The sequence below is a fragment of the Roseomonas acroporae genome (assembly GCF_023223525.1).
GTDB classification, from domain to species: Bacteria; Pseudomonadota; Alphaproteobacteria; order Acetobacterales; family Acetobacteraceae; genus Roseomonas_E; species Roseomonas_E acroporae.
Map to the genome: position 1 here is coordinate 105,457 of NZ_JALPRX010000057.1, position 24,768 is coordinate 130,224.

A 24,768-nucleotide genomic window follows, 5' to 3' on the forward strand; every position below is an offset into this window, starting at 1 on the left:
GCCTGCTCGCCCGTCGATTGTGTCCGCTTTGCCTTGGCCGCGATCGGGCGCATTATTGCGACAGGCGCGCAGGCGGTGCCCCGGCAGAACATCTTCCAGCCCCGGACGTTGAGCGCCGGATCCCGACAGGATCGACAGAGCCAGCCGGGCCGGCCCCTGCCGGGGCCGGCGGCCGCGCAAGGAGAGCAGATGGAATGCCGCTCACCCTCGTCGTCCACGACCTCGACATGCCCGGCACGGCAACCAGCCCGGACGCGCTGCGCGCCTTCCATGACGCGATCTGGGAATTGGCCCCGACCCATTGGCACGTCTCGTCCTGCTCGGTGCTGCTCAACACCTCCGTCTCGCCCACCTACCTGCGCGACGTCCTGGTCCGTGCGCTCGGACGGGCGGGCGGCACGCCCGGCCTGATGCTGGTGACCCGCGTTTCCGACAACGCGGCCTGGTGCGGCCTGCCGGCGGAAGGCGAGCAATGGTTGCGCGCCACGGTCGAATGAACGCGGTCCGCCGGCCACCGCGCGGGCCGGCCGCCTGACGCGCCACGGCGCCGCGCGTCCTGGCCCGCCTCACGGCCAGGAAGCCGGCACGCCGGCCCCGGCGGACGCGTCCGGGGGAGGCGGAAACCCGCCCCGGGAGCGCGCCGGACGCGTGCGTCGGGCGCCTGCTCCGGGCGCGCCGGGCGGCGACGCCCCCGCGGTCAGCGGGGCTGCGGGCCGCCATAGCGGCGCAGCACCGCCGCCCCGCGCTCGCCGACACGCGCCGTCCAGTCCTCCACCGTCCGCCGCGCCGCCTGCGTCAGGCGCTCGCCCAGCGCCGGCTCCGGGTCCGCCACCAGCGTGACTCCGTTGGCGCGCATGGTCGCCCGGTTGGCCTCGATGCGCGTGCCGATCGCCGCCCATTGCCGCGCCTCGGTCTCCAGGGCCGCCGCCGCCACCGCCTCGCGCAGCGTCGGGGAGAGCGACTGCCAGCGTGCCTCGGAGAAGAAGGCGAGGCTGAGCGGCCAGGCGTAGTTCAGCACCGTGAAGCTCGGCAGCTGCTCCCAGAGGCGCCGCCCGGCGCCGCCGTCGCCGGAGCTCAGCACCGCGTCCAGCGTGCCGGTGCGCAGCCGGGTCATCACGTCGGCGAAGGAGAGCACCTCGGCCTGCGCGCCCGCCGCGCGCAGCACCTCGGTGCCGGTGGCGTCGTAGGTGCGCACGCGCAGCCCGTCGAGCTGCGACGCCTGGCGCAGCGGCGTCCGCGTCCACAGGCCGGAGGGCGGCCAGGGCGTCGCGTAGAGCAGCCGGGCGCCGCGCCCGGCGAGGGCTTCCGCGTAGGCCGGCCGCGCCGCGTCGTAGAGCCGGCGGGCATCGGCGAAGGAGGCGGTGAGGAAGGGCAGCGAGGAGAGCAGGAACAGCGGATCGTCCGCGGCCATCGAGCCGGCGAAGGCGTCGGCGGCCGGCAGCCGGCCCTCCCGCACCGCCGCCAGCATGCCGGCCGAGCGGATCCCGAGCGCCGCGTCGAAGCTCGGCGTGAGCGTCAGGGCGCCGCCGCTGAGCCGGGTCAGCGCCGCCGTGAAGTGCGCGACGCCCTCGCCCGGCATGGCGTTCGCCGGGTACTCCGTCGCCATGGCGTCCGTGGCGCCTGCCGCCGGCACCGCCGTCTGGCCGGCAAGGGCCGACGACACGGCGGGCGCGGTCAGCGGCAGGGCGAGCAGCGTGCGGCGTCTCATGGCGGGTCGGCTCCGGCAGGCGGCGGGCTGCCGCGGATCGGCGGGCGGCGCCGGCGGGTGGGCCGTGCCACGATTCGGTGGGCGTTCCCGCCTGTCATGCCTCTCCCGCCCGAGTCCGTCCATCGCGGCCGGCCGCGACGACGGCGCGCCGCCGCCGACCGCGGCATGGGGGCAACGCTGCCGTGGCGCGCGCGCATCGCGCCGGGCCGCCGGCCGGTGCGGGCCCGGACCGGATCGGCTCTGGACGAGCGGCCGGGGCCGCGGAGAGAATCGGCCTCATGGAGCTGAACCGGCGACTCGCCCTGCTGCTGCCCTTGAGCCCCCTCGTCGCCTGCGGCGGGCCGCCGCCCGCGCCGCCCCTGCCGGCGGTGATGCCCGGCCCGATCGGCTACCGCTACCTGACGCCGCTGCGGCTCAACGTCGCCTCGATCGAGGTGGACCAGGGCGCGCCGGTCGCCTCCATTCCCGTCCCGGTCGCCCCCGCCGAGGCCATGGCGATCATGGCGCGCGACCGGCTGGTCGCGGTGGGCCAGGGCGGCCAGGGGCGCTTCGTCATCCAGGCGGCGAGCCTGCTGAGCGAGCGACTCGGCAGCCAGGACCGGCTGACCTGCACGCTGCGCTGCCGCCTGGAGGTCATCTCGCCCGAGGGTGCCCGAGTCGGCTTCGCCGAGGCCCAGGCGCTGCGCACCCAGACCCTGCCGGGCTACATGACCGTCGAGGCCGCCGACCTGCTGCTGCGCCAGACGATGGACGACCTGAACGTGGAGTTCGAGTACCAGGTGCGCCGCTCCCTGCGCGACTGGCTCCAGGCCGGACCGGCCGAGGGGGCGCCCGGGCCTTCATCGGGGCCGGCATCGGTTCCGCCTTCGGTTCCGCCGGTGCGCGAGGAGCCGCTGCCGCCCGCCGCCGCCCCGGCCCGGCCGGGCTCGCTGCCGCCGCCGGTCCCGATCCGGCCGCTCTGAAGGCTCCCGGCGGCGCCCCGGCCGACCGGGACGGCGATCCGCCGGAGAACGCGGCCGCCCGCAACGTCGTCGCCCGCATGCCGCCCCCGGGACTCGCTCCTGCGATATCGCCCTTCAGGGGGCCGCCGGATACGCCCTTCCCTTCCACGCCGCCGGCCGGCCGAGTGCCGTGCGCAGCAGCGCGTTCCACTGGATGGCCAGCGCCACCGCGACCGTCGCCGGGTGCAGCGGCACGGTCCACCACGGCTCGCGCGCCCGGCGGGTCACCGCCGCGCGCAGCCCGAGCCCGAGCAGCGCCGCCGCGAGCCCCGCCGGGTCCTCCAGCACCAGCCAGGGCAGCAGGTGGCCGCCGGCCAGCAGCACGGTCCAGACCGGCAGGCCGAGCGGCGTCGCCATGCCCTCGTGCGCGTTCTTGACGAAGCCGCGCCACGCCTCGCGGAAGCCGCCATACATGCGGCAGCGGGCCAGCGGGGCGCCGTCCACCATCTCCGTGCGCCAGCCGCCGGCGCGCAGGTGGCGCGGCAGGGCCAGACCGTCATGCAGCGTGCCGCGCAGCGCCGCGTGGCCGCCGGATCCGAAATAGGCCGCGCGGTCGAACAGCAGCAGCTGGCCGCAGGCGGCGCCGAGGCCGGGCAGGCGCGTGAAGGCACCGCCCACGCCCGGCAGGTAGCCGAGCAGCAGCAGGTTGATCGCCGGCACCGTCAGCGCCTCGCCGAGGCTGCCGATCACCTGGCGCGGCACGCCGCTCACCAGGGCGATGCCGCGTCGCGCCGCGTGGCCGGCCAGGGCGGCCGCGGCGCCGGGCGCCAGCGCCACGTCGGCGTCGATGAACAGCAGGTGCGTGCCGCGCGCCGCCTCGGCCAGCCGCCAGCAGGCATGCACCTTGCCCGACCAGCCCGGCGGCAACGGCGGGGCGCGCAGCAGCCGCAGGCGCGGCTCGCCCTCGGCGAGGCGGCGCACCACCTCGCCGGTGCCGTCGGTGGAGCCGTCATCCATCACCAGCACCTCGACCGCGACGCCCCTGGAGGCGAGGGCGGCGGCGAGGCAGGGGCCGATCCGCGCCGCCTCGTCGCGGGCGGGGATCAGGATCGAGACCAGCGCCCCTGCCGGCGCCGGGCCATGGGCGCGGCGCTGCAGCAGCAGGTTGGCGATGCCGAGCACCACCGGCAGGGCGACCAGCGCCAGCGCGATCAGGCCCATGCCCGCTCCCTCATGCCGCCCCCCCTCATGCCCGCCCCCTCACGCCCCCCGTCGCGACGGCCCCGGCCTCGCCCACCGGGCCGGTGCGGGTGAGGCCGGGACGCACGGCGAAGGCCGGGCGCGTCACCGATCCGCCCCGGGGTCGTGCCTCGGATCGAAGCGCTCCCCGCCGAGCCAGGCTCGCAGCCGGCGCCAGCCCTGGTAGATGCCGCCCATCCCTTCCCGCCCCGCCAGCACCGTGTCGAAGCGCGCCGCGTCGCGGCTGATCGCGTCCTCGGCCAGACGGTCCATCGCATCCTCCAGCGCCCCGGCGAGATACGCGGCGCGCGTCTGCCGGTCCATGCCGTGCAGAACAGCCCCCGTGATCGGCGGGCCGAAGGCGGCCAGCATCTCGGCCGCGCGCTCGCTCCAGAACGGGTATTCCATGGCGAGCGGCAGGAAGTGCGCCTCGGGCGCCACCTCGGCGAGGCGCACCAGGCCCGGGGCGATCGGCACCGGCCGCTCGCGCGCGTCGCAGAAGCGGCCGGGCGCGTTCAGCCAGAGCATGTGCGCGGGCGCGGCGAGCACCTCGGCGCTCACCTGCAGGAAGCGCACGGCGCCGCGCGCGCCGGGCTCCACGCCGAACACGCCGAGCCGACGCATGAAGCCGTAGCGCCCGAGCGCCGTGGCGGCCATCGGGATGAACATCGGCCGGCCGGGAAAGAGCCGGGTCGAGAGCAGCATGAAGGCCATGCCGTCCCACCAGGAGGGATGGTTGGCGAAGACCACCAGCGGCACGCCGTCCGGCGCTTCCGGCCACCCCCAGCGCGCGAGGCGCAGGGCCCGCATGTGGCGGCGGAAGAAGCGGAGGAAGACGAGGCGGAAGAAGCCGAACCAGAGCGGCGAGCGCAGCGCGACCGGCGAGGGCGGGTCCCGGCCGGGCCGACCGGGCGGGCCCAGCGCCGTGTCGCGCGGCGGCACGATGGCGTTCATCGGCGCCGGCCCGCGGCATGACCGCCCCCGCGGGTCCCGCGCCGCCGGTCCGCGGCCGGGTTGCGCCCACCCGCGGCGATCCCACCCGACGACACGCCCGGCCGCGCGACGCGGCGCCGGGAGCGGCCGCCGGCGGCCGCCCCGCCCGGGCGGGACGCCCTCATGAAGCCGCGGCGGACACGGGGCCCGGCGCGCCGGCCATGCCGGGCGGCATCGCCGCGGCGATGCGCGACGCGAGGCGCTCGGCCACCGCCGACTTGTGCAGGCGCGGCCAGTCCTCGACCCCCGCCTCGGTCACCAGGTGCACGGTGTTCTCCTCGCCGCCCATCACGTCGCCGGAGACATCGTTGGCGACGATCCAGTCGCAACCCTTGCGGGCGCGCTTTTCCCGCGCGTGCTCGACGACGTGCTCGGTCTCGGCGGCGAAGCCGACCACGAGGCGGGGCCGGCGCGGCCCGGGCGCGGCGAGGGTGGCCAGGATGTCCGGGTTGAGGGCGAGCGGCAGCGGCGGCGGCGGCTGGCCGGGCACCTTCTTCAGCTTGTGCCCGGCCTCGCGCGCCACGCGCCAGTCGGCCACGGCGGCGGCGCAGACGGCGGCGTCGGCGGGCAGCGCCACCTCGCAGGCGGCCAGCATCTCGCGCGCGGTCTCGACGCGGCGCACGGCGACGCCGGGCGGGTCCGGCAGGCCGACCGGGCCGGAGACCAGCGTCACCCGCGCGCCCAGTGCCGCGAGCGCCGCGGCGATGGCGTAGCCCTGCCGGCCGGAGGAGCGGTTGGCGATGTAGCGCACCGGGTCGATCGGCTCGTGCGTCGGCCCGGCGGTGACGAGCAGGTGACGGCCGGCGAGCGGGCCGGGGGGCGCCGATGCCCGGCCCGGCGGCGGCCCGGCGGCGGGATCGGGCGGCGGCCCCGCCGTCGCGGCGGCACCGGCGCCGCCGACGATCGCCTCCCCGGCACCGGGGGGCGCCGCCACGCCCGCCGCCCCCAGCAGCGCGGCGACGGCGGCGAGGATCGCCTCCGGCTCGGCGAGGCGGCCGGGGCCGCTCTCCGGCTCGGCCATGGCCCCGCTGTCGGGGCCGACCAGGCGCACGCCGCGCCCCTGCAGCGCCGCCACGTTGGCGCGGGTGGCGGGGTGGTTCCACATGGTGGGGTTCATCGCCGGGGCGAGCAGGATCGGGCGCTCGGTGGCCAGCAGCACGGTGGCGGCGAGGTCGTCGCACAGCCCGTGCGCCATCCGCGCGATCAGGTCGGCCGAGGCGGGCGCCGCCACCACGAGGTCCGGCATCCGCGCGAGTCGGATATGGCCGACCTCGGCCTCGCCCTCCAGCGACCACAGGTCGCGGTGGACGCGCTCGCCGGTGATGGCCTGCAGGGCGTGCGGCGTGACGAAGCGGGCGCCGCCCTCTGTCAGGATGCCGGTGACGCCGGCGCCGGCCTTGCGCAGCAACCGGACCAACTCCAGCGCCTTGTAGGCGGCGACGCTGCCGGAGACGACCAGCAGGATGCGTTTCCCCGTGAGCATGGCGGCAGGGTAGAGCAGTTCACCGGCGTGCGGAATCGCCCGGCGGCGGGAAATGCGGCGATGTCACGAAGGCATGGCACCGCGCCTCGCCCCGCCACTATGCTGCGGTGCAGCACATCCCTCCCCGACGCATCGGAGCCCGCGACCATGCCCGACGACGACAACGCGAACGGGGCCAGGAACGGGTCCGCGGGCGGGGACGCCGCCCCGCGCGGCGAGCTCGCCGTCCGCACCCTGGCCATGCCGGCCGACGCCAACCCGGCCGGCGACATCTTCGGCGGCTGGATCATGTCGCAGATGGACATCGCCGGCGGCATGGCGGCCTCCCAGCTCGCACGCGGCCGGGTGGTAACGGTGGCGGTGACCGACATGACCTTCCACCGCCCCGTGCAGGTCGGCGACATCGTGTGCTGCTACACGGAGCCGGTGCATCGCGGCCGCACCTCGCTGCGGCTGCACGTCGAGGCCTGGGTGCTGCGCCAGCGCCAGGCGGGGCGGTTCAAGGTGACCCAGGCCGAGTTCACCTTCGTGGCGATCGACGCGGCCGGCCGGCCGCGGGCCTGGCAGGCGACGGACCAGACCCTTGCCTGATCCGGGCGCCCGATCCGGCTCGGCCCGACCGGCGACAACCGGGCGGGCCGACCGGCCCGCGCATTGCCGGCGCCGCGCCGCTCCGCCGCGCCGCCCCGCCGCTCAGCCGCGCGCGAGCGGGCAGCCCTGCGGCGCCAGGGCGGCGGCGCGGCTCTCCGTCTGCTCAGCCGCGCGCGAGCGGGCAGCCCCCCTCGGCCAGCGGCTTCCAGCTCTCCTCGGCCGGGCTGGTGGAGACCAGCTTCTGCAGGTCCCACGTGCCCTTGCTCTCGGCCGGCGTCTTGGCCTGGAACAGATGGGCCGGGAGCATGCACAGCCCGTCGGCCCGGATGCTCGCCTTGCCGAAGGCGAGGTCCTCGGTCGGCATCGCCTTCATGCGCGCCACCGTGGCCGCCCCGTCCGCCCTGGCCTGGGCCGCGCCCAGCGCCGCCACGGCCTTGAGGTAGTGCAGCGTGCCGGCATAGACGCCGGCATGGATCATGGTGGGCGCGGCGCGGTTCGGCATGCGCGGCTGCACCAGGCCGGTGAAGCGGCGCGTGTCGTCGTTGAGGTCCCAGTAGAAGGACTGGGCGGAGTAGAGGCCCTGCCCCTGCTCCAGCCCCACCGAGGCGAGGTCGGTGATCTGGAACAGCAGCGTCGCGACCTTCATCCGCCGGGTCAGGCCGAATTCGTGCGCCTGCTTGACGCAGTTGATGGTGTCGGCGCCGGCATTGGCGAGGCCGAGCACGTCCGCCCGCGCCGCCTGCGCCTGCAGCAGGAAGGAGGAGAAGTCCGTCGTGGCGGGAAAGGGATAGCGCGCGGCGCCGAGCACCTGCCCGCCGGCCTGCTTCACGAAGGCCGAGGCGTCGCGCTCGAGCTGCTGGCCGAACACGTAGTCGGCGGTGATGAAGTACCACTTCTTGCCGCCGAGCCTCGCGAGCTGCGTCGCCGTGGCCTTCGACAGCATGTAGACGTCGTAGGACCAGTGGATGGTGTTGGGCGTGCACTGCGGCCCGGTGAGGTCGGTCGTGCCGGCGCCGGTGTTGACGTAGGCCTTGTTCTTCTCCTTCGCGATCTCGTTCACCGCGAGGGCGACGGAGGAGGTCGGCACGTCCACGATCATGTCCACGCCGTCGCGGTCGAACCACTGCCGCGCGATGGCGGCGCCGACATCGGGCTTGTTCTGGTGGTCGGCGCTGACGACCTCGACCTTGAAGCCGTGGCCGGTGCCGAACTGCTCGGCCGCGACCTGCGCGCAGAGCACGGAGCCGGGGCCGGTCGCGTCGCGGTAGGGGCCGGAAAGGTCGGTCAGCACGCCGATGCGGATGGTGGGTGTTGCCTGGGCGCGGGCGCGGGGGGCGGCGAGCAGCGTCGTGGCGGCCGCGCCCAGCGTGAGCGCATCGCGGCGGCGAAGATTCATGGGTGGCTTCCTCTGCGCGGCCCGCCCGGGGCGGGCCGGTTGGCGGGACCCGCCCCGGCACGGCGGGTCCCGCAGGGGCATCATGCTGCCGCCGGCCGCGCGGCCGGGCAATGCACGCATCAGCCGGGCAACGAGGCCGGGCGCGGCGGAGGCCGGGGCGACTGGGGCGGGGGCCGGGGCCCGGGCCGGGGCGACGAGGAGGATCGCGCGGCCGCTACAGCCGCCAGCCCGTGTGGATCGCGACGATGCCGCCCGAGAGGTTGCGGTAGGCGACGCGCTCCAGCCCCGCCTTGCGCATCATGCCGGCCAGAGTCTCCTGGTCCGGGAACTGCCGGATGCTCTCGGCGAGGTACTGGTAGCTGTCGGCATCCCGGGCGAAGCGGGCGCCGAGGCGGGGCAGGACCTTGAAGCTCCAGGCGTCGTAGAGCGGCACCAGCGGGTCGATCTCCAGGCGGGAGAATTCCAGGCAGTGGAAGCGCCCGCCCGGCCGCAGCACGCGGCGCACCTCGCGCAGCACCGCGTCCTTGTCGGTGCAGTTGCGCAGGCCGAAGGCCATGGTGACCCTGTTCACGGCGCGGTCCGGCAGCGGCAGCCGCTCCGCGTCGCAGCAGAGGAAGGAGAGGCCGGCGGCGAGGCCGCGCTCCAGCGCCCGTCCCTGCGCCACGCCGAGCATCGCCGGGTTGATGTCGGAGAGGATCACCCGCCCGGCGCCGCGCTCCAGCGCGCCGAAGCTGATGTCGCCGGTGCCGCCGGCCAGGTCGAGCAGCGTGTCGCGCGGGCCGGCGTTCACGGCCGCCAGGAAGAGGCGCTTCCAGACCCGGTGCAGGCCGAGCGACATCAGGTCGTTCATCAGGTCGTAGCGCGGGGCGACGCTCTCGAACACCTCGCGCACCAGCCCGGCCTTCTCGGCGCGCGGAACGCGGCGGTAGCCGAAATCGGTCTCGGACTCGGCGGGCGTCGGGGCGGTGTCGCTCATCCGCGGGAGGATAGGCGGATTCGGCGCGGCGGATAACCGGGGTGCGGCGGGCGCCGTGTCCCGCCCGGCCTGCCGCGGCCGGCATCCCGGCGCATCCGAAGCAGTGCCGGCGATCCGGCCCCGGCCGCCCCATGCCGGCGGTTCACCGTTGGCGGCCCGACATTGGCGGTCCGACATTGGCGGTCCGACGTTGGCGGTCCGACGTTGGCGGTCCGACAGGCAACTCGACTACCCTGCCCTCGACCCGATGATGCCGGGCATCCGGCGGGAGGGACAGATGAGGCCTTGGAGCGTGGTGGCCGTTCCGGCACTGGCACTGCCGTTGGCGCTGCTGCCGGGCATCGCGCCGGCGCAGCAGGTCTGGCGCGACGGCTCGGGCCGGATCGTCGGCACCACCGACCGGGGGCCGGGCGGCCGCACCACCTACCGCGACGCCGCCGGCCGCATCACCGGCACGCGCGATGCCGCCCCCGGCGGCGCCACGCTGCGCGACGGTTCGGGCCGCATCACCGGCACGGAAAGCCGCGGCGCGGGCGGCCAGACCACGCTGCGCGACGCCTCCGGCCGGATCACCGGCACGCGCGAGGAGGGACTGGGTGGGCGCGTGACCATCCGCGACTCCAGCGGCCGCATCACCGGCACCGAGGAGCGCGGACCGAACGGCGCCGTCACTGTCCGTGACGCCCAGGGCCGCATCGTCGGCACGCGCTGAGGTCCGGGCGGACCGCCCGGCGGCAGGCACCGCCGCCGGGCTTGTGCGCCACCCCCGAAGGGTGGCACCACGAGCCCCGCCGGCGCGGCCCGCGATCCCGGCGCCCCGTGCCGGCCGGCCGCCCCGTCGCCCATCCGGCCACGGGACGCGCCCCGCCCGGGAACCGTGCCGGGGCCACGGAAAAGGAGGCGGTCATGGACCCGGAACGCCTGCGCGCCCTGCGCGAGCGCTACGCCGGCAACAGCGGCGGCGCGATGCTCGACCCGCACTACCGCCGCGTCGCCGAATCCGTGTTCAGCGGCGACCGGCGCGCCCTGCCCTACTCCTCGCCCGCCACCCTGCTCTCCGCCCCCTTCCTGCCCGGCGCGGACCCGGCGACGGCGGGGCTGGACGTGGCGCTGATCGGCGTGCCGATGGATCTCGGCGTCACCAACCGCCCCGGCACGCGCTTCGGCCCGCGTGCGGTGCGCGGCGCCGAGCGCATCGGCCCCTACGAGCACGTGCTCCGCCTGGCCCCCGCCGATGGCTGCAAGGTGGCCGACGTGGGCGACGTGCCGCTCTCCTCCCGCTACGACCTCGCCGCCTGCCACGCCGACATCGAGGCCGCGATCCGCGGCTGGGTGGAGGCGGGCACGGTGCCGCTCTCGGTCGGCGGCGACCACTCGATCAGCCATGCCATCCTGCGCGCCGTGGGCCGCGACCGGCCGGTCGGGCTGATCCACATCGACGCGCATTGCGACACCTCGGGTCCCTTCGAGGGCTCGCGTTTCCACCATGGCGGGCCGTTCCGCATGGCGGTGCTGGACGGGGTGCTGGACCCCGAGCGCACCGTGCAGATCGGCATACGCGGCCCCGGCGAGTACCTGTGGGAATTCTCGGCCGACAGCGGCATGACCGTGATCCACGCCGAGGAATTCGCCGCGCGCGGCGTCGCCGAGGTGATCGCGCAGGCCCGCGCCGTGGTGGGCGACGGGCCCACCTACCTCTCCTTCGACATCGACGCGCTCGACCCCGCCTTCGCCCCCGGCACCGGCACGCCGGAGGTGGGCGGCCTGACGACGCGCGAGGCGCTGGCCCTGCTGCGCGGCCTCGCGGGGCTGGACTTCGTGGGCGCGGACCTCGTGGAGGTGGCGCCGCAATACGACGGCACCACCAACACCGTGCAGGCGGCGGGACAGGTGCTGTTCACGGAATTCTGCCTACTGCGGCTGGCGCTGGACCGGCGGCGGGAACGGGCGGGATAGAGCGGATCGCCGGCGGGCGGACACGCCCGGCGGCGTGAATCCGCGCCGGGAACGACGAGCTACGGCGAACCGGGGAAGGCGCCGCCTTCCCCGGACCCCATCCGGCAGGAGGGCGAGGCCCTCCTGCACCTCTCTTCGTTTCAGTCCGGGACGTTGCAGCGGTCGGGCCGTCTTTCCGAACGGGGTTTCCAAAGGGGCTGCGCCCTTTGGTGGGAGGGGGCGCGGGGGAGGGCGACGCCCTCCCCTGCCGGCGCGCCTCCTCAGTCCCGCCGCGCCCGGAACAGCACGGCCAGCCCCGCCAGCGTCACCATCCCGCCCATGATGTCCGTCCACCCCAGCCGCTCCCCGAGCAGCGCCCAGCCGAACAGCGCCGCGAGCGGCGGCGCCGTGAGCTGCAGCGCCGCCGCGGTGGAGGGCGGCAGCCGGCGCAGCATCACGAAGTACAGCCCGTAGCCCGCGATCCCCACGACGAGGATGGTGTAGGCGAGGCTCAGCAGCGCCGGCGTGCTGGCCATGCCGGGCGGCGAACCCTCCAGCAGCAGGGCCAGCGACAGGGTCATCGCCGCCGAGGCGAGGCACTGACCGAGATTGGCCGTCCACGGCCCGATCCGCCCGCGCGCCGGGGCGTAGAGCAGGATGCCCGTCGCCTGCGCCAGCGCGCCGCCGATGGCGAACAGCACGCCGGAGGCCTCCGCCCCGTGCATGCCGGCCACGGCACGCGCCCCGCCGAGGATCGCGACGCCGCTCCAGCCCAGCGCCAGCCCGGCCCAGGCCAGCCCCGGCAGGCGCCGGCCGAACAGCAGCACCTCGCCCGCCGCGACGAAGAGCGGCGCGGTCGCGGCCAGCAGCGCGGTCAGGCCCGAGGGGATGCGGGCCATCGATTCCCAGCTCAGCGCCAGGTAGCCGCCGACGCCGACCGAGCCCATCGCCAGCAGCCGCAGCCGGTCGGCGGGCGAGGGCAGCACGGCGCGGCCGGCGGAGAACTGCCAGAGGAAGACCGGCAGCATCACCGCCGAGGTGAGGGCGAAGCGGATCGCCAGCGCCCAGAGCGGCGGCCATTCCTGCAGCAGCAGCTTGGCCGAGGAGAAGGCCGAGGCCCAGATCAGCACGAACAGGCCGCCGAGCGCGACGTCCGCCGGGGCGGTCCTCATGCGGGGACGCGCCGCCGGGGCAGCGCCGCGGCGGCGAGCGACGCGATGCCCAGCAGGCCGAGCCCGCCGGCGGCGAGCAGCAGCCCGGCATCGGGGGTCGGCTCGGGCGGGCAGGTCGGGACGCCGGGGGCGGCCTCGCAGGCCAGGCGCTCGGCGCGCATGGCAGGCGCCTCGGCCGGCGGTTGCGCGGCCCAGCCGGCCAGGCCCGCCAGGAGCAGGAGCGCCACGCCCGCCCGGACGGCGCGGCGCCGCCAAGGATGTGCCGGGCGGGGGGCCGGGCGTGAAGCCGGGCGGGGGATCGGGTCGGGGCCGGGTCGTTGCGGCATCTTGTTGGGAGGGTGATCCGTGACGGGCGTCCGCACGCCCTACGCGACCCCGGCGCGCAAGGCCACCCCCGCCGGTCCGCGTCACGCCGTCGGCGGATCCTGCATGCCGGGCCGGCGGCGGGCGATGCCGGCGGGCGGTGACGGAACGGCGCAGCAGCCGGCGCGGAACCGTGCGACGGCAGCCGGCGCACGGGTCACGGCGTTGTGGCGTCGCGTGGCCGGGCCGAGGCGTGGGCCGGGCCCGTCCCGCCCGGTGGCGCCGGTGGCGTGCCATGGTCAGCCGGGGCAGCATCGTGCCGCCGCACGCGGCGGGAAGCGCGCCCCAGCCCGCCGAGCGCTCCGCCCACGCCCCGGGAGACCCCGCCCTTGTCCTTCCTGTCCGGCCCCGCCGTCACCCACCTGCTGGAAACCTACGGCTACGCGCTGATCGCCGCCGTGATCCTGCTGGAGGCGACCGGCCTGCCGCTGCCCGGCGAGAGCCTGCTGATCGCGGCGGCGCTCTATGCCGGCACCACCGGCCATCTCGACATCAACCTGGTGGTGGCGGTGGCGGCCGCCGCGGCGATCCTGGGCGACAACCTGGGCTACGCGATCGGCCGCTTCGTGGGCGAACCGGCGCTGCTGCGCTGGGGCGGCCGGATCGGCCTGACGGAGCAGCGCCTGGCCATCGCGCGCAACCTGTTCCGCCGGCATGGCGGCAAGGTGGTGCTGTTCGGCCGCTTCGTGGTGCTGCTGCGCACGGTGGCGGCCCTGATGGCGGGCGTGACGCGCATGCCCTGGCCCCACTTCCTGCTCGCCAACGCGACGGGCGGCATCCTGTGGTGCGCCCTGTACGGCTACGCGGCCTACTTCCTCGGCGACCGGCTGGAGCAGGCGAAGGGCTGGGCCACGGTGGCGATCGGCGCCGTGGCGGTGCTGGCCTTCGCCGGCACGCTCTGGTTCACGCGGCGGCAGGAGCGGCGGCTGGCGCGCGAGGCGGGCATCGAGCCGGGCGGCTGACGGCGGGCGGGAAAGGGTCGGCCCACGGGTGGCGGCCGGTGGATGGCGCTACCGGCCGCGCCCTCGGCTCGACTTTGGCCGATTCCAGGAAAAGGCTGGCAATCTCAGCAGCTTGGCTCCTGAAGAGGTGACCGAGCCAAGCTTCTGGGATTGCTTCTCTTCCTTCGCGGATTGGCCGAAGCCCAGCTCAGCCACGCAGCGCCAGCAGCACGCCGGCCACCGTCAGCAGCAGCGCCAGCCCCTGGCGCAGCCCGAGCGGCTCGCCCAGCAGCAGCGTCCCGCCGAGCACGCCGATCACCGGCGTCAGCAGCGTCCCCGTCGCCGCCAGCCCGGCCGGCAGGCGGCGCAGCGCCGCGAACCAGGAGAGGTAGCAGACGCCGAGCGGGTAGGCCGCCACCACCGCCACCAGCGCCCAGCCATGGGCCGGCATGGCGGCCGGGTCCGCCCGCTCCAGCAGCAGGCCGGCCAGCGCCAGCGGCAGGGCGCCGAGCAGCACCTGCCAGGCGGCGCCGGCCACCGGCGGCAGCGTCAGCGGCGCGCGCTTGGTCACCACCGTCCCCAGCGCGAAGGTCACCGCCGCCAGCATCGACATCACGACGCCGGGCAGGCGCGACAGGTCCAGGCTGGGCCCGCCGCCCACCAGCACCGCCACCCCGGCGAGTCCGGTGGCGAGCCCGGCCACGCGGCGCACGGTCGGCCGCTCGCCCAGCAGCGGCCAGGCCAGCAGCACGGTCCAGAGCGGCATGGTGTAGGCCGCGATCGCCGCCTCGCCCGCCGTCAGCCAGAGCATCGAGTAGGTGGTGAAGCCGATCCAGCAGGTGACGTTGAGCACCGCGATCAGCAGCAGCCGGCCCCATTGCCCGAGCGGCACCCCCAACGCCTCGCCGCGTGCCAGGGCGAGCAGCATCAGCGCCATCCCGCCCAGCGTCCCGTTCATGCCGCGCAGCGAGAGGGGCGGCCACAGCCCGAGCAGCAGCTTGTTGACCGGCCAGCTCAGCCCCCAGCCGAGCACGGTGCAGAGCAGCAGGGCGAGCCCGACGAGATCGGGCCGCCGGGCGGCGAGGCCGGGCAAGGGCGAGGCGGCAGCGAGCGGACGTCCCATGCCGGATGGGGTAAAGGCAGCGGCATCATGGCCGGAACGCAGGGAACGCCGGGCGGCCCTGCGGAAAAGGCGGGGCGGCCACCGCGGCCCGGGACCGCCGGCGGCCCCCGTCTTTCCCCGCGTGCCGGCCCCGGCGCCCGATGGCGCGCGACGCCCCGCCGGGCCGGCCGCCGCCCGCCGCGGCGCATGGGCCGCCACGTCTTCCCGGCGGTTGCCTCGGCCGCTTCGCCCGTGTAGAGGCCCGACATCATGGCGTCACAGGAGACGGCCGGGGCGGGCGGCGTTGCCCCTGCCCATGGCGCCGCACCCGTCCCGCCATCCCCCGGTTTCACGACGGCCTCCCTCTCCCGACGGCCGCATTGACGACGGCAGGTGCCCCATGGCGAAGATGCAGGCCAACCAGATGCGCGCCGGCATGGTCATCGAGTTCGAAGGCCAGCGCTACACCATCCTCCGGCAGAACATCATGATCCCCGGCAAGGGCGCCGCGGTGATCCAGGTGGACATGCGCAACATCAAGACCGGCGCCAAGAAGGACCAGCGCTGGCGCACCGCCGACACCGTCGAGCGCCTGACCACCGAGGACAAGGAGTTCACCTTCTCCTACGCCGAGGGCGACCACCTCGTGCTGATGGATCCCGAGACCTTCGAGCAGACCACCGTCTCCAAGGACATCCTGGGCGACCGGCTGCCCTTCCTGGTCGAGAACATGGTCGTCAACGTCAAGCTGATCGAGGGCGAGGCGGTGTCGATGGACCTGCCCGACCAGGTGACGCTGGAGGTGACCGAGGCCGACCCGGTGGTGAAGGGCCAGACCGCCTCCTCCTCCTACAAGCCGGCCGTGCTCTCGAACGGCGTCAAGACCATGGTGCCGCCCTTCATCACCGCGGGCGAGAAGATCGTGGTCAAGACCGCCGACGCCTCCTACGTCGAGCGCGCCAAGGGCTGAGTCCCGGCGGGGTCGGGCGGGCACCGCCCCGCCGCCCCGGTCCCCGGCCGGCCTGCGACGGTTCCCGTGGCCGCCGTTCCCCGCGTCGGCAGCCGGGCCGGCCGCGTGGGGCGGGGTGCCGGGAACGCCGCGGATCGCCGCCGGGGCCGCCGCGCCGCCCCCCGCCGAGGCCCGCGACGCGGGAACCTGCGCCGCGCCCCCGACCGCGCCCGGCGCCCCGCTCGCCCGGAACGGGCATCGCGTCACCCGGCGCGCCGCCCATGCCGATCCCGCGCCCCGACGGGCGCGACTGCCCCGGAAGCCGGCCGCCCCGGCCCCGGGCCCCACCCCATGACGGCCTCGCGCCGGGCGGCCGGGCAACGGACCGTGCAGGGCCACGCCGAGCTTGCGGGGCCACGCCGAGCTAGAGCCGATCCAGCCTGACTGGATCAGGCCGGAACGGCTCTAGCCTTTTGATTTTTCGCATTTTCCGAGCCGCTGAGCGAGGACGCTCAGCTTGAAAATGCTCTAAGGAATTCCCATGGCCCTCTCCCCCCGTCTCTCCCCGCAGCTCTCGGTCGTGGTCGCCGCCGTCCGCAAGGCCGGCAAGCGCCTGCTGCGCGACTTCGGCGAGGTGGAGCAGCTCCAGGTCAGCGTGAAGGGCCCTTCCGACTTCGTCTCCTCGGCCGACCTGCGCGCCGAGGAGACGCTGCGCCAGGAGCTCTCCCGCGCCCGCCCGAACTTCGCCTTCCTGATGGAGGAGAGCGGCGCCTCGGGCGATGACGACTGGGAGCACCGCTGGGTGGTCGATCCGCTGGACGGCACCACCAACTTCCTGCACGGCATCCCGCACTGGGCGATCTCGGTCGGCGTCGAGCGGCGCATGGCGCCGGACCGCACCGAGCTGGTGGCGGGCGTGGTCTACAACCCCGCCTCCGACGAGCTGTTCTGGGCCGAGCGCGGCATGGGCGCCTTCCTCAACGACCGCCGCCTGCGCGTCTCGGCGCGCAAGGAGCTGCGCGACGCGGTGTTCGCCACCGGCATCCCCTTCGCGGGCACGCCGGGCAAGGCGGAATTCTCGCAGGTGCTGGCGCGGGTGATGCCGCAGGTGGCCGGCGTGCGCCGCTTCGGCTCGGCCGCGCTCGACCTCGCCTGGACCGCGGCCGGCCGCTACGACGGCTACTGGGAGCTGAGCCTGAAGCCCTGGGACATCGCGGCGGGCCTCGTGATCCTGCGCGAGGCGGGCGGCTTCGCCGCCGATCCCGAGGGCGGCGACCCCTACGCCGCGGGCAGCGTGGTCTGCGGCAACCAGGTGCTGCAGCCGAAGCTGCGCGAGCTGGTGGCCGAGGGCGTGGCCTATGCGCGCCGCCACCAGACGCGGGGCGAGGCCCGCCCTGAGGCCCCGTCGGGTGGCACGCCGGCAGGGAGCGACACGCCGGCGGCCTGACGCCGGCCGCGCGACGCCCGGCGGCCCCTTCGACGCCGACGTCGCCGGCGGCGTGCCGGCGCGCTCAGCGGCGCAGGTGCTTGAGCCGCTCGCCGAGACGCCGGTACGGCCCGGTCAGCTTCCAGGAGCTGGAGCCGGTGACGGCGGCGAGTTCCTGCTCCAGCGCCGCGATCCGCTCCTTCGCGCGCCGCAGCCTCGCCTCCATCTCCTCCTGCGGCCAGGGCGCCAGCGAGCGGTTCAGCGCCAGCATCTCGGCGCGCATCTGCTCGGCCGCGCCGCGCAGGCGCCTGTTCTCCTGCCGCGTCATCTCCAGCGCGTGGCGGAGCGCCTCCGGGGTGTCCGTCCCGTCCCGGGCAGGGCCGGCACGATCCGGCTCCGGAGGGGCGGCAACGGCAGGGGCGCCGGCCGGAACGTCGGCGGGCGACCCGGACGCGGCACCGGCGGCCTGGGGGAATTCGTTCACGGCGTTGACATCCCTCATCCTGTTTCCTGGCCGGACCGACGGCTCGCACGGGTCCGCACGAGTCAGGGCTTGCGCGGGGCGGTATCAGAGCTGCCGGATGCGCCGCAGGCGCTCCGCCTGCCGCCGGCCCACGGCGTCGAAGCCGTACTCGCCGCGGATATGCGCGGCCGCCGCCGCGACCCGCACCCGCCTGCCGGCCTCGTCATCGACCATGCGGCGCATCTGCCAGGCCGCATGCTCCGGGTCGGCCTCGGCCCAGACCTGGCCCGCGTGGAAGGGATGTTCGCCCTCCCGTACCGGCACGAGACGGAAGTCGACCGGATAGCCGGTGGCCGGCGAGACGAGCTCCGTGGTCGCCGAATAGTCGGTGGCGATCGCCGGCCGCCCGAGCGACAGGGCCGCCGCAACCGGCAGGCCGAGCGCCTCGCTGCGGTGCGTCGACAGCAGCGCGTCGCAGGCCGCGACCAGTCCCGGCAGCCCGCCGCCCGCCGCACCGGCCTCCACCAGATGCAGGCCGGGATCGTCGCCCATGGACTCGCGCAGCGCGGCGAGGTCGGCCTCGGGCAGGCTTCCGGCGGGTACCCCCAGCACGAGGTGCCGGCGCGGATCGTGGCGCCGCCCGTCCCGGAAGGCCCGCCGGAAGGCGGCGATGGCGGCGCCGGGATTCCGGCGCGCCAGGCCATCGCGGCCGAGGACGCAGAGGAACAGGAAGCCGTCCTCGGGCAGCCCGAGCGCGGCGCGCGGGAGGGGCGTCACCGGGTCGAATTCCAGCGGCAGCGGCATACGCGGCACCGGCCGCCCCGGCAGGGCGCGCACCAGCGTGGCCTGGACGAAGCGCGTCGGCGCCCAGATCTCGTCCACGAGGTCGCAGGCCGGCAGCAGGGCGGCGGGGAATTCCGGCAGCGCCCAGAGCGGCATGGCGATGCGGTAGGCATCGGGCCGCAGCGCGCCGCCGAGCCGCGCGACGACGGCCGGCAGGCCTTCGGCATCGACGCGGAACAGGGCCACCGGCGCCGTCGCCCGCCCGACGATGCGGTGGTCGTCGGGATGGGCCGCGCCGGGGGCGGCGGCAACGTCCGGTCCGGCGCCCGATGCCGCCCCCGATGCCGCCCCCAGTGCCGTCCCCGGTTCCGCTTCCGGGCCCGATCCCGCGTCGACGCCCTCGACCCGGATTCCGCCCGCCACCAGCCCGCGCAGGGCGCGCCACCCGGTCTCGTGCGACTCGCCCGGCGGCCCGTGGGAGGCCGCGTGGAAATCGCCGACCACGCTGATCGCGGGCTCGTCGGCCGCCTGGGCCGGCGGCTGGCGCGTCGGGGGTGCCGCGTCGCCGAGGCGCTCCATCACCGGCTCCAGCAGCCGCCGGTCGCGCAGCAGGTTCAGCGCGTGCCTGCCGTACCAGCCGAAATAGCCGTTCACGCCCTCGCGCGTGCGCAGGTCGAAGCATTGCCGCAGCCCCGGCTCGCGCTCATGCACCCAGGCCATCAGGTTGGTGACGACGCGGCCGACGGCGCCGCGCCACGTGTCGGGTGCCGGCAGGTCCAGGAAGGACTCGTAGGTCTCGAACGGATCGCCGCCGGCCCAGACGAGGTGGCGCTCCCGGTACATGCGCCGCACCGCCTCCGGGATCGGCGTGCCCGAGGCGAAGCGGCCATAGGCGTAGAGGCCGTCGGGCAGCGTGCCGTGGCCGCTCGCCACCAGCCGATCGGCATAGGCGCGGCACAGCGCCAGCAGCGGGCCTTCCATCGCCGCGCCCGAGAAGGCCGTGGTGTACTTCGACAGCCGCGTCAGGTCGCGCGGATTGAAGCCGGAGAAGTGGAAGAAGCCGAGCGGCGCGCCGTCCACGCGCCACGTGCCGTCGGCGTCGCGCGACAAGTCGCGCTGCTGCAGGTTCCAGTAGGCGACGTTGAGGGTGGGGTCGCGCAGCACCCGCATGCGGGCGGCGTAGGCCGGGATCAGGTCCATGAACTTCTGGTCCACGAACACGCCGCCGGGCTGGTCGTTGACGCACTGGTAGCGCAGGCGCCGCGCCCACCACTGCAGCAGGCGCTCGGATTCCCCGCACGCGCCGATGCCGAGGAAGCCGAGGTTGAAGACGCCCGCCTGCATCACCCCGATGTCGCCGGGATAATGCTCGCCCTCCTCCGGATGGCAGAGATGCGGCGTCAGCACGAAGGAGGCGCCGTCCTCGATCGCGTCGAGGACGGGGTGCAGGGGCGAGAAGATCTCGATGTCGGGATCGAAGTAGAGCACCGCGTCGTGGCCGCGTGCGAGCAGATGCAGGAACATGAACGGCTTGACCGCCGTGTTCAGCTCCATGATGTCGTAGCGGAAGGCGAAGTCCTCGAAGTCGCGGATGCCGAGTTCCGAGGCGGTGACCACCTCGACGCCCGCCGGGTAGAAGTCCGGCTCCCGGAGCCTGCCATCGGCGAGGCAGAGATAGGTCGTCGCGTCGGGATGCCGGGCCTTGGCGCTGCGGAGCAGGATGTCCGCCATGCGGACGTAGTTGTTCGAGCAGATCGTGAAGATCGCCAGGCTGCGTCGCAAGGTGTGCCTCCATCCCCCGGGAACATTCCGCACCCGCTTCCCATGACGGGCCCGCCGGGGACGATCGGCTGTCGCGCAGGACGGATAGGCACAAGCCCGGCCTGCCACAAGGGGCCTTGCCGCGACGCGCCCGCCGGATGTTCCACCATCCGGCGATCCGCGACCCTCTTGCCGGAGCGGATTCACGCCTCCGGGCGTTCCGCCCTCCGGCGATCCGCTCTAGACTCCCGCGCGATGCGCATCCCGACCAACACCAAGGCGGCCGCCGCCGCCCGTCTCCTGCTGGCCGCGGCGCTTCTCGCGACGTGCCCAACCGTCCTCCCGGCATCGGCGGCCGAGGCCCGGCCCGGCAGCCGCGAGACGACGAGGCGCGACACCGCCCGGCCCGCCGACCGCGCGGCGCCGCGGCCGACGCAACGACGGACGGAACGGTCCGCGCGGCCATCCGTTCCACGCGCGGCGACGGGGGTGGCGGCCGGAGCGGCCGCCGGCGCGGCGGCCGGTGCCCTTGCCGCCCCGGCCCCGGCCCCGGCCCCGGCCGACGCCCCCGCCCCGCCCGCCGCGGCGCCGCCGCCGCCCGTGGCGCTGCCCGACACCCCGCCGCCCGCCCCGGCACCGGCAGCGGCCAGCCTGCCGCCACCGCCCGGCCTGCCGGACGCGCTCCGGCCGCGCGAGGGCGGCGGCTACCGCTTCGCCTTCTCCGAGGAGACGTTGCCGGCCGCGACGAAGGCGGGCCTCGCCCTGCTCGGCCGCCACTACCTCGCCGTGCCCGGGCGCATCGTGGTGGCGGCGCAGGCCTCGGGCCCGACCACCGACGTCTCCGCCGCCCGGCGCCTCTCGCTGGCCCGGGCGCTGGAGGTGCGCCAGGCCCTGATCGAGGGCGGGCTGCCCTCCACCCGCATCGACGTCCGCGCCCTCGGACGTACCGCCGACGCCGCCGACCAGGTGGACATCCTGCCGCCCGGCGCCGCCCCCGTCGGCACGCAGCGGCCCGCCGCCTCGGCGGCCAGCGGCATGCCCGCGGCCACATCCGCCGAGCCCGCGCCCGAGCCCGCGCCCGTCACGCCGCCGGCCGTCGCGCGATGACCCGTCCCGCGGTCTATCTGTGGCGCATGGCCGCCTTCCTGGTGGCCGTGGCCGCGCTGGTGATCGTGCTCTCGCCCGAGCTCGCCCACGCCTTCGCGGCCAACCCGGTGCTGAACGCCGTGATCGTGGCCGTGCTGCTGATCGGCATCGGCTGGAACCTGCGCCAGGTGCTCGGGCTGCGCGCCGAGGTGGCCTGGCTGGAGCATTTCCGGCAGGCCGGCAGTGCGGACCTCGCCCCGCCGCCGCGCCTGCTCGCGCCGATGGCCTCGATGCTCGCCTCGCGCCGCGGCGACCGGCTCAGCCTCTCCGGCCCGGCCATGCGCTCCCTGCTCGACGGCATCGCCTCGCGCCTCGACGAGGGGCGGGAGCTGTCGCGCTACATGACCGGGCTGCTGATCTTCCTCGGCCTGCTCGGCACCTTCTGGGGCCTGCTGCTGACCATCGGCTCGGTCTCGGCGGTGATCTCGGGCATGTCGGTGGGGGCCGGGGACCTCAACCAGCTCTTCAACCAGCTCAAGGCCGGCCTCGCCGAGCCGCTGCGCGGCATGGGCACGGCCTTCTCCTCCTCGATGCTGGGCCTCGCCGGCGCGCTGGCGCTGGGCTTCCTCGACCTCACCGCGGGGCAGGCGCAGAACCGCTTCTACAACGAGCTGGAGGAATGGCTGGCCGGCATGACCCGCCTCTCCTCCGGCGTGTTGGGCGACACGACCGGCGAGGGCGGCTCCGTCCCCGCCTACGTCCAGGCGCTGCTGGAGCAGACGGCGGAGAACCTCGAAGGGCTGCAGCGCATCATCGCGCGCGGCGAGGAGGGACGCGCCGCCTCGTCCCAGGCGCTGGCGACGCTGGGCGAGCGCCTCGCCGCACTCACCGACCAGATGCGTGCGAACCAGCAGGTGGTGCTGCGCATGGCCGAGAACCAGGCGAGCCTCGGCCCCGCCCTGCAACGGCTGGCCGACGGCCACGCCGCGGGCGGCATCGACGAGCAGACCCGCACCCACATCCGCAACACCGAGCTGCTGCTGGCGCGGCTGATCGAGGAGGTCAGCCAGGGCCGGCAGCAGGCGACGCAGGAGATACGCTCCGAGATCAAGGTGATCGCGCGCACCATCGCCGCCCTCACCGAGGAGCAGCCGCGTTGAGTGGCGGCCGCCGGCGCGACGTCCGCCTCGCGGCGGCCGCGCCCGGTCCCGCCGTGGCGGCCTGAGCGATGGCGGCGGGCGGCAGGCGGCGCGACCGCGGCGGGCTGGACGCCTGGCCGGGCTACGTGGACGCGCTCTCCACGCTGCTCATGGTCATCATCTTCGTGCTGCTGGTCTTCGTGCTGGCGCAGGGCTTCCTGTCGGTCGCGCTCTCCTCGCGCGACCGGGCACTGGACCGGCTGAACCGGCAGGTGGCCGAGCTTTCCGAGCTGCTGGCGCTGGAGCGCGGGCAGGCCGAGGAGCTGCGCGGCGCGCTGGGGCGCACCGGCACCGAGATGCGCGCCGCCGCCGCCGCGCGCGACGCGCTGGCCGCCCAGCTCGGCGCGCTGCGCGACGAGCGCGACCGCGCGGGCACGGAGCGCGATGCGATCCGCGGCGAGCGCGACCGCCTGCAGGCGCGGCTGGCCGACCTGGAGCTGGCCGGGCGCGGCGGGGCGGAGCGGCTGGAGGGGTTGCAGGCGCAGCTCGCCGAGGCGCTGCAGCGTGCCGAGGCGGCGGGCGGCGACACGGCCCGCACGCTGCGCGACCTCGCCGAGGCCCGCCGGCAGCTCGCCGCCGAGCAGGCCGCGCTGGAGGCGCTGCGCCGGCAGTCGGCCGAGCTGGACCGGACGGTGCGCGCCGACCGCGAGACCATCGAGGCGCGCCTCGCCGACCTCGCCCGGCTCTCCGAACAGGTCCGCTCGCTCACCGCGCTGCGCGAGCAGCTGGAGCGGCAGGCGCAGGAGGCGCTGCGGCGCGCCGGCGAGGAGGAGGCGGGCCGGCGCGCCGCCGAGGCCCGCGCCGCCGAGGCCGGCGGCCGCGCCGATTCCGAGGCGCGCCGGCGGGCCGAGCTGGAGGCCACCGCGGCCGAGCAGACCCGGCTCTCGGAGAGCGCCCGCGCCCAGGTGGCGCTGCTGACCCGGCAGCTCGAGGAGCTGCGCGGCCAGATGGCGCGCGTCGCGGCGGCACTCGATGCCTCCGAGACGGCGACGCGCGACCGCGACGCCCAGATCGTCAACCTCGGCCAGCGGCTGAACGCGGCGCTGGCGGCGCGGGTGGAGGAGCTGCAGCGCTACCGCTCCGACTTCTTCGGCAGGCTGCGGCAGGTGCTGGGCGACCGGCCGGAGGTGCGCATCGTCGGCGACCGCTTCGTGTTCCAGTCCGAGGTGCTGTTCCCCGCCGCCAGCGCCGAGCTTTCCGAGCGCGGGCAGCAGCAGCTCCGCGAGCTCGGCACGGTGCTGAAGGACATCGCCGCCCGCATCCCCACCGACGTGCCCTGGGTGCTGCGGGTGGACGGCCACGCGGACCGCGCGCCGATCCGCTCGCCGCGCTTCGCCTCGAACTGGGAGCTGTCGGCGGCGCGCGCGATCGCGGTGGCGCAATTGCTGATCCAGGAGGGACTGCCGCCGAACCGCGTGGCCGCCGTCGCCTTCGGCGACAACCAGCCCCTCGATCCCGGCGACACGCCGGAGGCCTATGCCCGCAACCGCCGCATCGAGCTGCGGCTGACCGACCGGTGACTCCGCCGATGCAACCGCCTCCCGGCTCCTCCTCCGGTCCCGCCGCCGTCCCTTCCGCCGGGGCCCCTGCGCCGGGCGCCTTCCCGGGCCTCGTCGTCCCGGATCACGCGCTGCTGCGGCACAAGCTGGCGGCGCTGCGCGACCGGGAGACGCCCTCGGCCGCCTTCCGGCGCCTGCTGGCCGAGCTGGGCGCGCTGCTGACCGCGGAGGCGACGCGCGACCTGCCGCAGGAGGCCGTGCGGGTCGCGACCCCGCTCGCCGAGGCACAGGCGCGGGTGCTGCCGGCCGAGCCCTGCCTCGTCGCCGTGCTGCGCGCCGGGCTCGGCCTGCTCGAAGGCGCGCGCAGCGTGCTGCCGGAGGCGCCGGTCGGGCATATCGGCCTGGTGCGCGACGAGCGGACGCTCCAGCCCAGCGAATACGTGGTGCGGCTGCCGCCGGGCCTCGCGCGGCGCGGTGCGATCGTGCTGGACCCGATGCTGGCGACCGGCGGCAGCGCCGTGGCGGCGGTGGCGCGGGTGAAGGCGGCCGGGCCCGCCTGGGTGCGCTTCGTGTGCGTGGTGGCGGCGCCGGAAGGCGTCGCCCGGCTGCTCGCGGCGCACCCGGACGTGCCGGTGCTGGCGGCCTCGCTCGACAGCGGCCTGGACGCGCGCGGCTACATCGTGCCGGGGCTGGGCGATGCCGGCGACCGCTGCTTCGGCACGGAGGGCTGATCGACGCGGGCTGATCGACGCGGGCTATCGA

Annotated in this window: 23 protein-coding genes; 12 read left to right on the forward strand and 11 right to left on the reverse strand. The window is 75.9% G+C overall.

Annotated elements, in window-relative coordinates; translation table 11 throughout:
• Positions 1-194 precede the first annotated feature (194 nt).
• A complete protein-coding gene (locus M0638_RS13780) occupies positions 195-497 on the forward strand; it encodes a hypothetical protein (RefSeq protein WP_248667573.1) in 303 nt (100 codons plus the stop codon).
• A 200-nt stretch (positions 498-697) separates the two neighbouring features.
• On the opposite strand, the gene M0638_RS13785 is transcribed toward M0638_RS13780, so the two are convergent.
• Entirely contained in the window at positions 698-1,708 is a 1,011-nt protein-coding gene (locus tag M0638_RS13785; RefSeq protein WP_248667574.1) for a TRAP transporter substrate-binding protein, read from the reverse strand.
• Between the two features lie 278 nt (positions 1,709-1,986).
• Here M0638_RS13785 and M0638_RS13790 point away from each other — a divergent pair, with 278 nt between their 5' ends.
• Positions 1,987-2,670, forward strand: coding sequence for a hypothetical protein (locus tag M0638_RS13790; protein ID WP_248667575.1), 684 nt, complete (start codon positions 1,987-1,989; stop codon positions 2,668-2,670).
• Positions 2,671-2,784: 114 nt separating this feature from the next.
• Here M0638_RS13790 and M0638_RS13795 read toward each other — a convergent pair whose 3' ends face one another.
• From M0638_RS13795 to M0638_RS13805, 3 genes are all read right to left on the reverse strand, one after another.
• A complete protein-coding gene (locus tag M0638_RS13795) occupies positions 2,785-3,870 on the reverse strand; it encodes a glycosyltransferase (protein ID WP_248667576.1) in 1,086 nt (361 codons plus the stop codon).
• A 123-nt stretch (positions 3,871-3,993) separates the two neighbouring features.
• On the reverse strand, positions 3,994-4,842 hold the full coding sequence (locus tag M0638_RS13800; RefSeq protein WP_248667577.1) for a lysophospholipid acyltransferase family protein: 849 nt from the start codon (positions 4,840-4,842) through the stop codon (positions 3,994-3,996).
• Between the two features lie 160 nt (positions 4,843-5,002).
• Positions 5,003-6,364 carry a bifunctional phosphopantothenoylcysteine decarboxylase/phosphopantothenate synthase gene (locus M0638_RS13805; RefSeq protein ID WP_248667578.1) on the reverse strand — a complete coding sequence of 454 codons (1,362 nt, stop codon included), beginning with the start codon at positions 6,362-6,364 and terminating at the stop codon, positions 5,003-5,005.
• Between the two features lie 147 nt (positions 6,365-6,511).
• On the opposite strand from M0638_RS13805, the gene M0638_RS13810 reads away from it, so the two are divergent.
• Positions 6,512-6,955 carry an acyl-CoA thioesterase gene (locus M0638_RS13810; protein WP_248667579.1) on the forward strand — a complete coding sequence of 148 codons (444 nt, stop codon included), beginning with the start codon at positions 6,512-6,514 and terminating at the stop codon, positions 6,953-6,955.
• A gap of 163 nt (positions 6,956-7,118) precedes the next feature.
• Here the strand turns inward: M0638_RS13810 and M0638_RS13815 are convergent, their stop codons facing one another.
• Both M0638_RS13815 and M0638_RS13820 read right to left on the reverse strand, forming a co-directional pair.
• Positions 7,119-8,351: an ABC transporter substrate-binding protein gene (locus M0638_RS13815; protein WP_248667580.1), complete on the reverse strand. Its 1,233-nt coding sequence runs from the start codon at positions 8,349-8,351 to the stop codon at positions 7,119-7,121.
• A 214-nt stretch (positions 8,352-8,565) separates the two neighbouring features.
• Positions 8,566-9,327, reverse strand: a complete 762-nt coding sequence (locus M0638_RS13820) for a class I SAM-dependent methyltransferase (RefSeq protein ID WP_248667581.1) — start codon at positions 9,325-9,327, stop codon at positions 8,566-8,568.
• A gap of 277 nt (positions 9,328-9,604) precedes the next feature.
• Between M0638_RS13820 and M0638_RS13825 the strand changes: the two genes are divergently transcribed.
• Together M0638_RS13825 and speB are read left to right on the forward strand one after the other, a co-directional pair.
• The gene (locus tag M0638_RS13825) at positions 9,605-10,039 is read left to right on the forward strand and encodes a hypothetical protein (RefSeq protein WP_248667582.1); all 435 of its coding nucleotides are present in this window, start codon (positions 9,605-9,607) and stop codon (positions 10,037-10,039) included.
• A 194-nt stretch (positions 10,040-10,233) separates the two neighbouring features.
• Entirely contained in the window at positions 10,234-11,283 is a 1,050-nt protein-coding gene (gene speB, locus M0638_RS13830) for an agmatinase (protein WP_248667583.1), read from the forward strand.
• Between the two features lie 260 nt (positions 11,284-11,543).
• Here the strand turns inward: speB and M0638_RS13835 are convergent, their stop codons facing one another.
• Together M0638_RS13835 and M0638_RS13840 are read right to left on the reverse strand one after the other, a co-directional pair.
• A complete protein-coding gene (locus tag M0638_RS13835) occupies positions 11,544-12,434 on the reverse strand; it encodes a DMT family transporter (protein WP_248667584.1) in 891 nt (296 codons plus the stop codon).
• Positions 12,431-12,661, reverse strand: coding sequence for a hypothetical protein (locus M0638_RS13840; RefSeq protein WP_248667585.1), 231 nt, complete (start codon positions 12,659-12,661; stop codon positions 12,431-12,433). The genes M0638_RS13835 and M0638_RS13840 overlap by 4 nt, the downstream gene beginning before the upstream one ends.
• Positions 12,662-13,126: 465 nt before the next feature.
• Between M0638_RS13840 and M0638_RS13845 the strand changes: the two genes are divergently transcribed.
• Positions 13,127-13,759 carry a DedA family protein gene (locus M0638_RS13845; RefSeq protein WP_248667586.1) on the forward strand — a complete coding sequence of 211 codons (633 nt, stop codon included), beginning with the start codon at positions 13,127-13,129 and terminating at the stop codon, positions 13,757-13,759.
• 187 nt (positions 13,760-13,946) lie between these two features.
• Here M0638_RS13845 and M0638_RS13850 read toward each other — a convergent pair whose 3' ends face one another.
• Complete coding sequence (locus M0638_RS13850; RefSeq protein WP_248667587.1) at positions 13,947-14,861, reverse strand: DMT family transporter; 915 nt, start codon at positions 14,859-14,861, stop codon at positions 13,947-13,949.
• A gap of 379 nt (positions 14,862-15,240) precedes the next feature.
• On the opposite strand from M0638_RS13850, the gene efp reads away from it, so the two are divergent.
• Together efp and M0638_RS13860 are read left to right on the forward strand one after the other, a co-directional pair.
• A complete protein-coding gene (gene efp, locus M0638_RS13855) occupies positions 15,241-15,810 on the forward strand; it encodes an elongation factor P (RefSeq protein ID WP_248667588.1) in 570 nt (189 codons plus the stop codon).
• 520 nt (positions 15,811-16,330) lie between these two features.
• Positions 16,331-17,236 (forward strand): inositol monophosphatase family protein, encoded by a 906-nt coding sequence (locus tag M0638_RS13860; protein WP_248667589.1) that lies wholly within the window; start codon positions 16,331-16,333, stop codon positions 17,234-17,236.
• A 64-nt stretch (positions 17,237-17,300) separates the two neighbouring features.
• Here the strand turns inward: M0638_RS13860 and M0638_RS13865 are convergent, their stop codons facing one another.
• Both M0638_RS13865 and M0638_RS13870 read right to left on the reverse strand, forming a co-directional pair.
• Positions 17,301-17,717, reverse strand: coding sequence for an ATP-binding cassette domain-containing protein (locus tag M0638_RS13865; RefSeq protein WP_248667590.1), 417 nt, complete (start codon positions 17,715-17,717; stop codon positions 17,301-17,303).
• Between the two features lie 66 nt (positions 17,718-17,783).
• A complete protein-coding gene (locus tag M0638_RS13870; RefSeq protein ID WP_248667591.1) occupies positions 17,784-20,243 on the reverse strand; it encodes a glycosyltransferase in 2,460 nt (819 codons plus the stop codon).
• A 468-nt stretch (positions 20,244-20,711) separates the two neighbouring features.
• Here M0638_RS13870 and M0638_RS13875 point away from each other — a divergent pair, with 468 nt between their 5' ends.
• The 4 genes from M0638_RS13875 (at position 20,712) to upp (ending at position 24,737) form a co-directional block, all read left to right on the forward strand.
• A complete protein-coding gene (locus M0638_RS13875; protein ID WP_248667592.1) occupies positions 20,712-21,329 on the forward strand; it encodes an OmpA family protein in 618 nt (205 codons plus the stop codon).
• Entirely contained in the window at positions 21,326-22,468 is a 1,143-nt protein-coding gene (locus tag M0638_RS13880; protein WP_248667593.1) for a flagellar motor protein MotA, read from the forward strand. Before M0638_RS13875 ends, M0638_RS13880 begins: the two co-directional genes overlap by 4 nt.
• Positions 22,469-22,536: 68 nt before the next feature.
• Complete coding sequence (locus M0638_RS13885; protein WP_248667594.1) at positions 22,537-24,027, forward strand: peptidoglycan -binding protein; 1,491 nt, start codon at positions 22,537-22,539, stop codon at positions 24,025-24,027.
• An 8-nt stretch (positions 24,028-24,035) separates the two neighbouring features.
• Positions 24,036-24,737, forward strand: a complete 702-nt coding sequence (gene upp / locus M0638_RS13890) for a uracil phosphoribosyltransferase (RefSeq protein ID WP_248667595.1) — start codon at positions 24,036-24,038, stop codon at positions 24,735-24,737.
• The last annotated feature ends 31 nt before the right edge of the window (positions 24,738-24,768 follow it).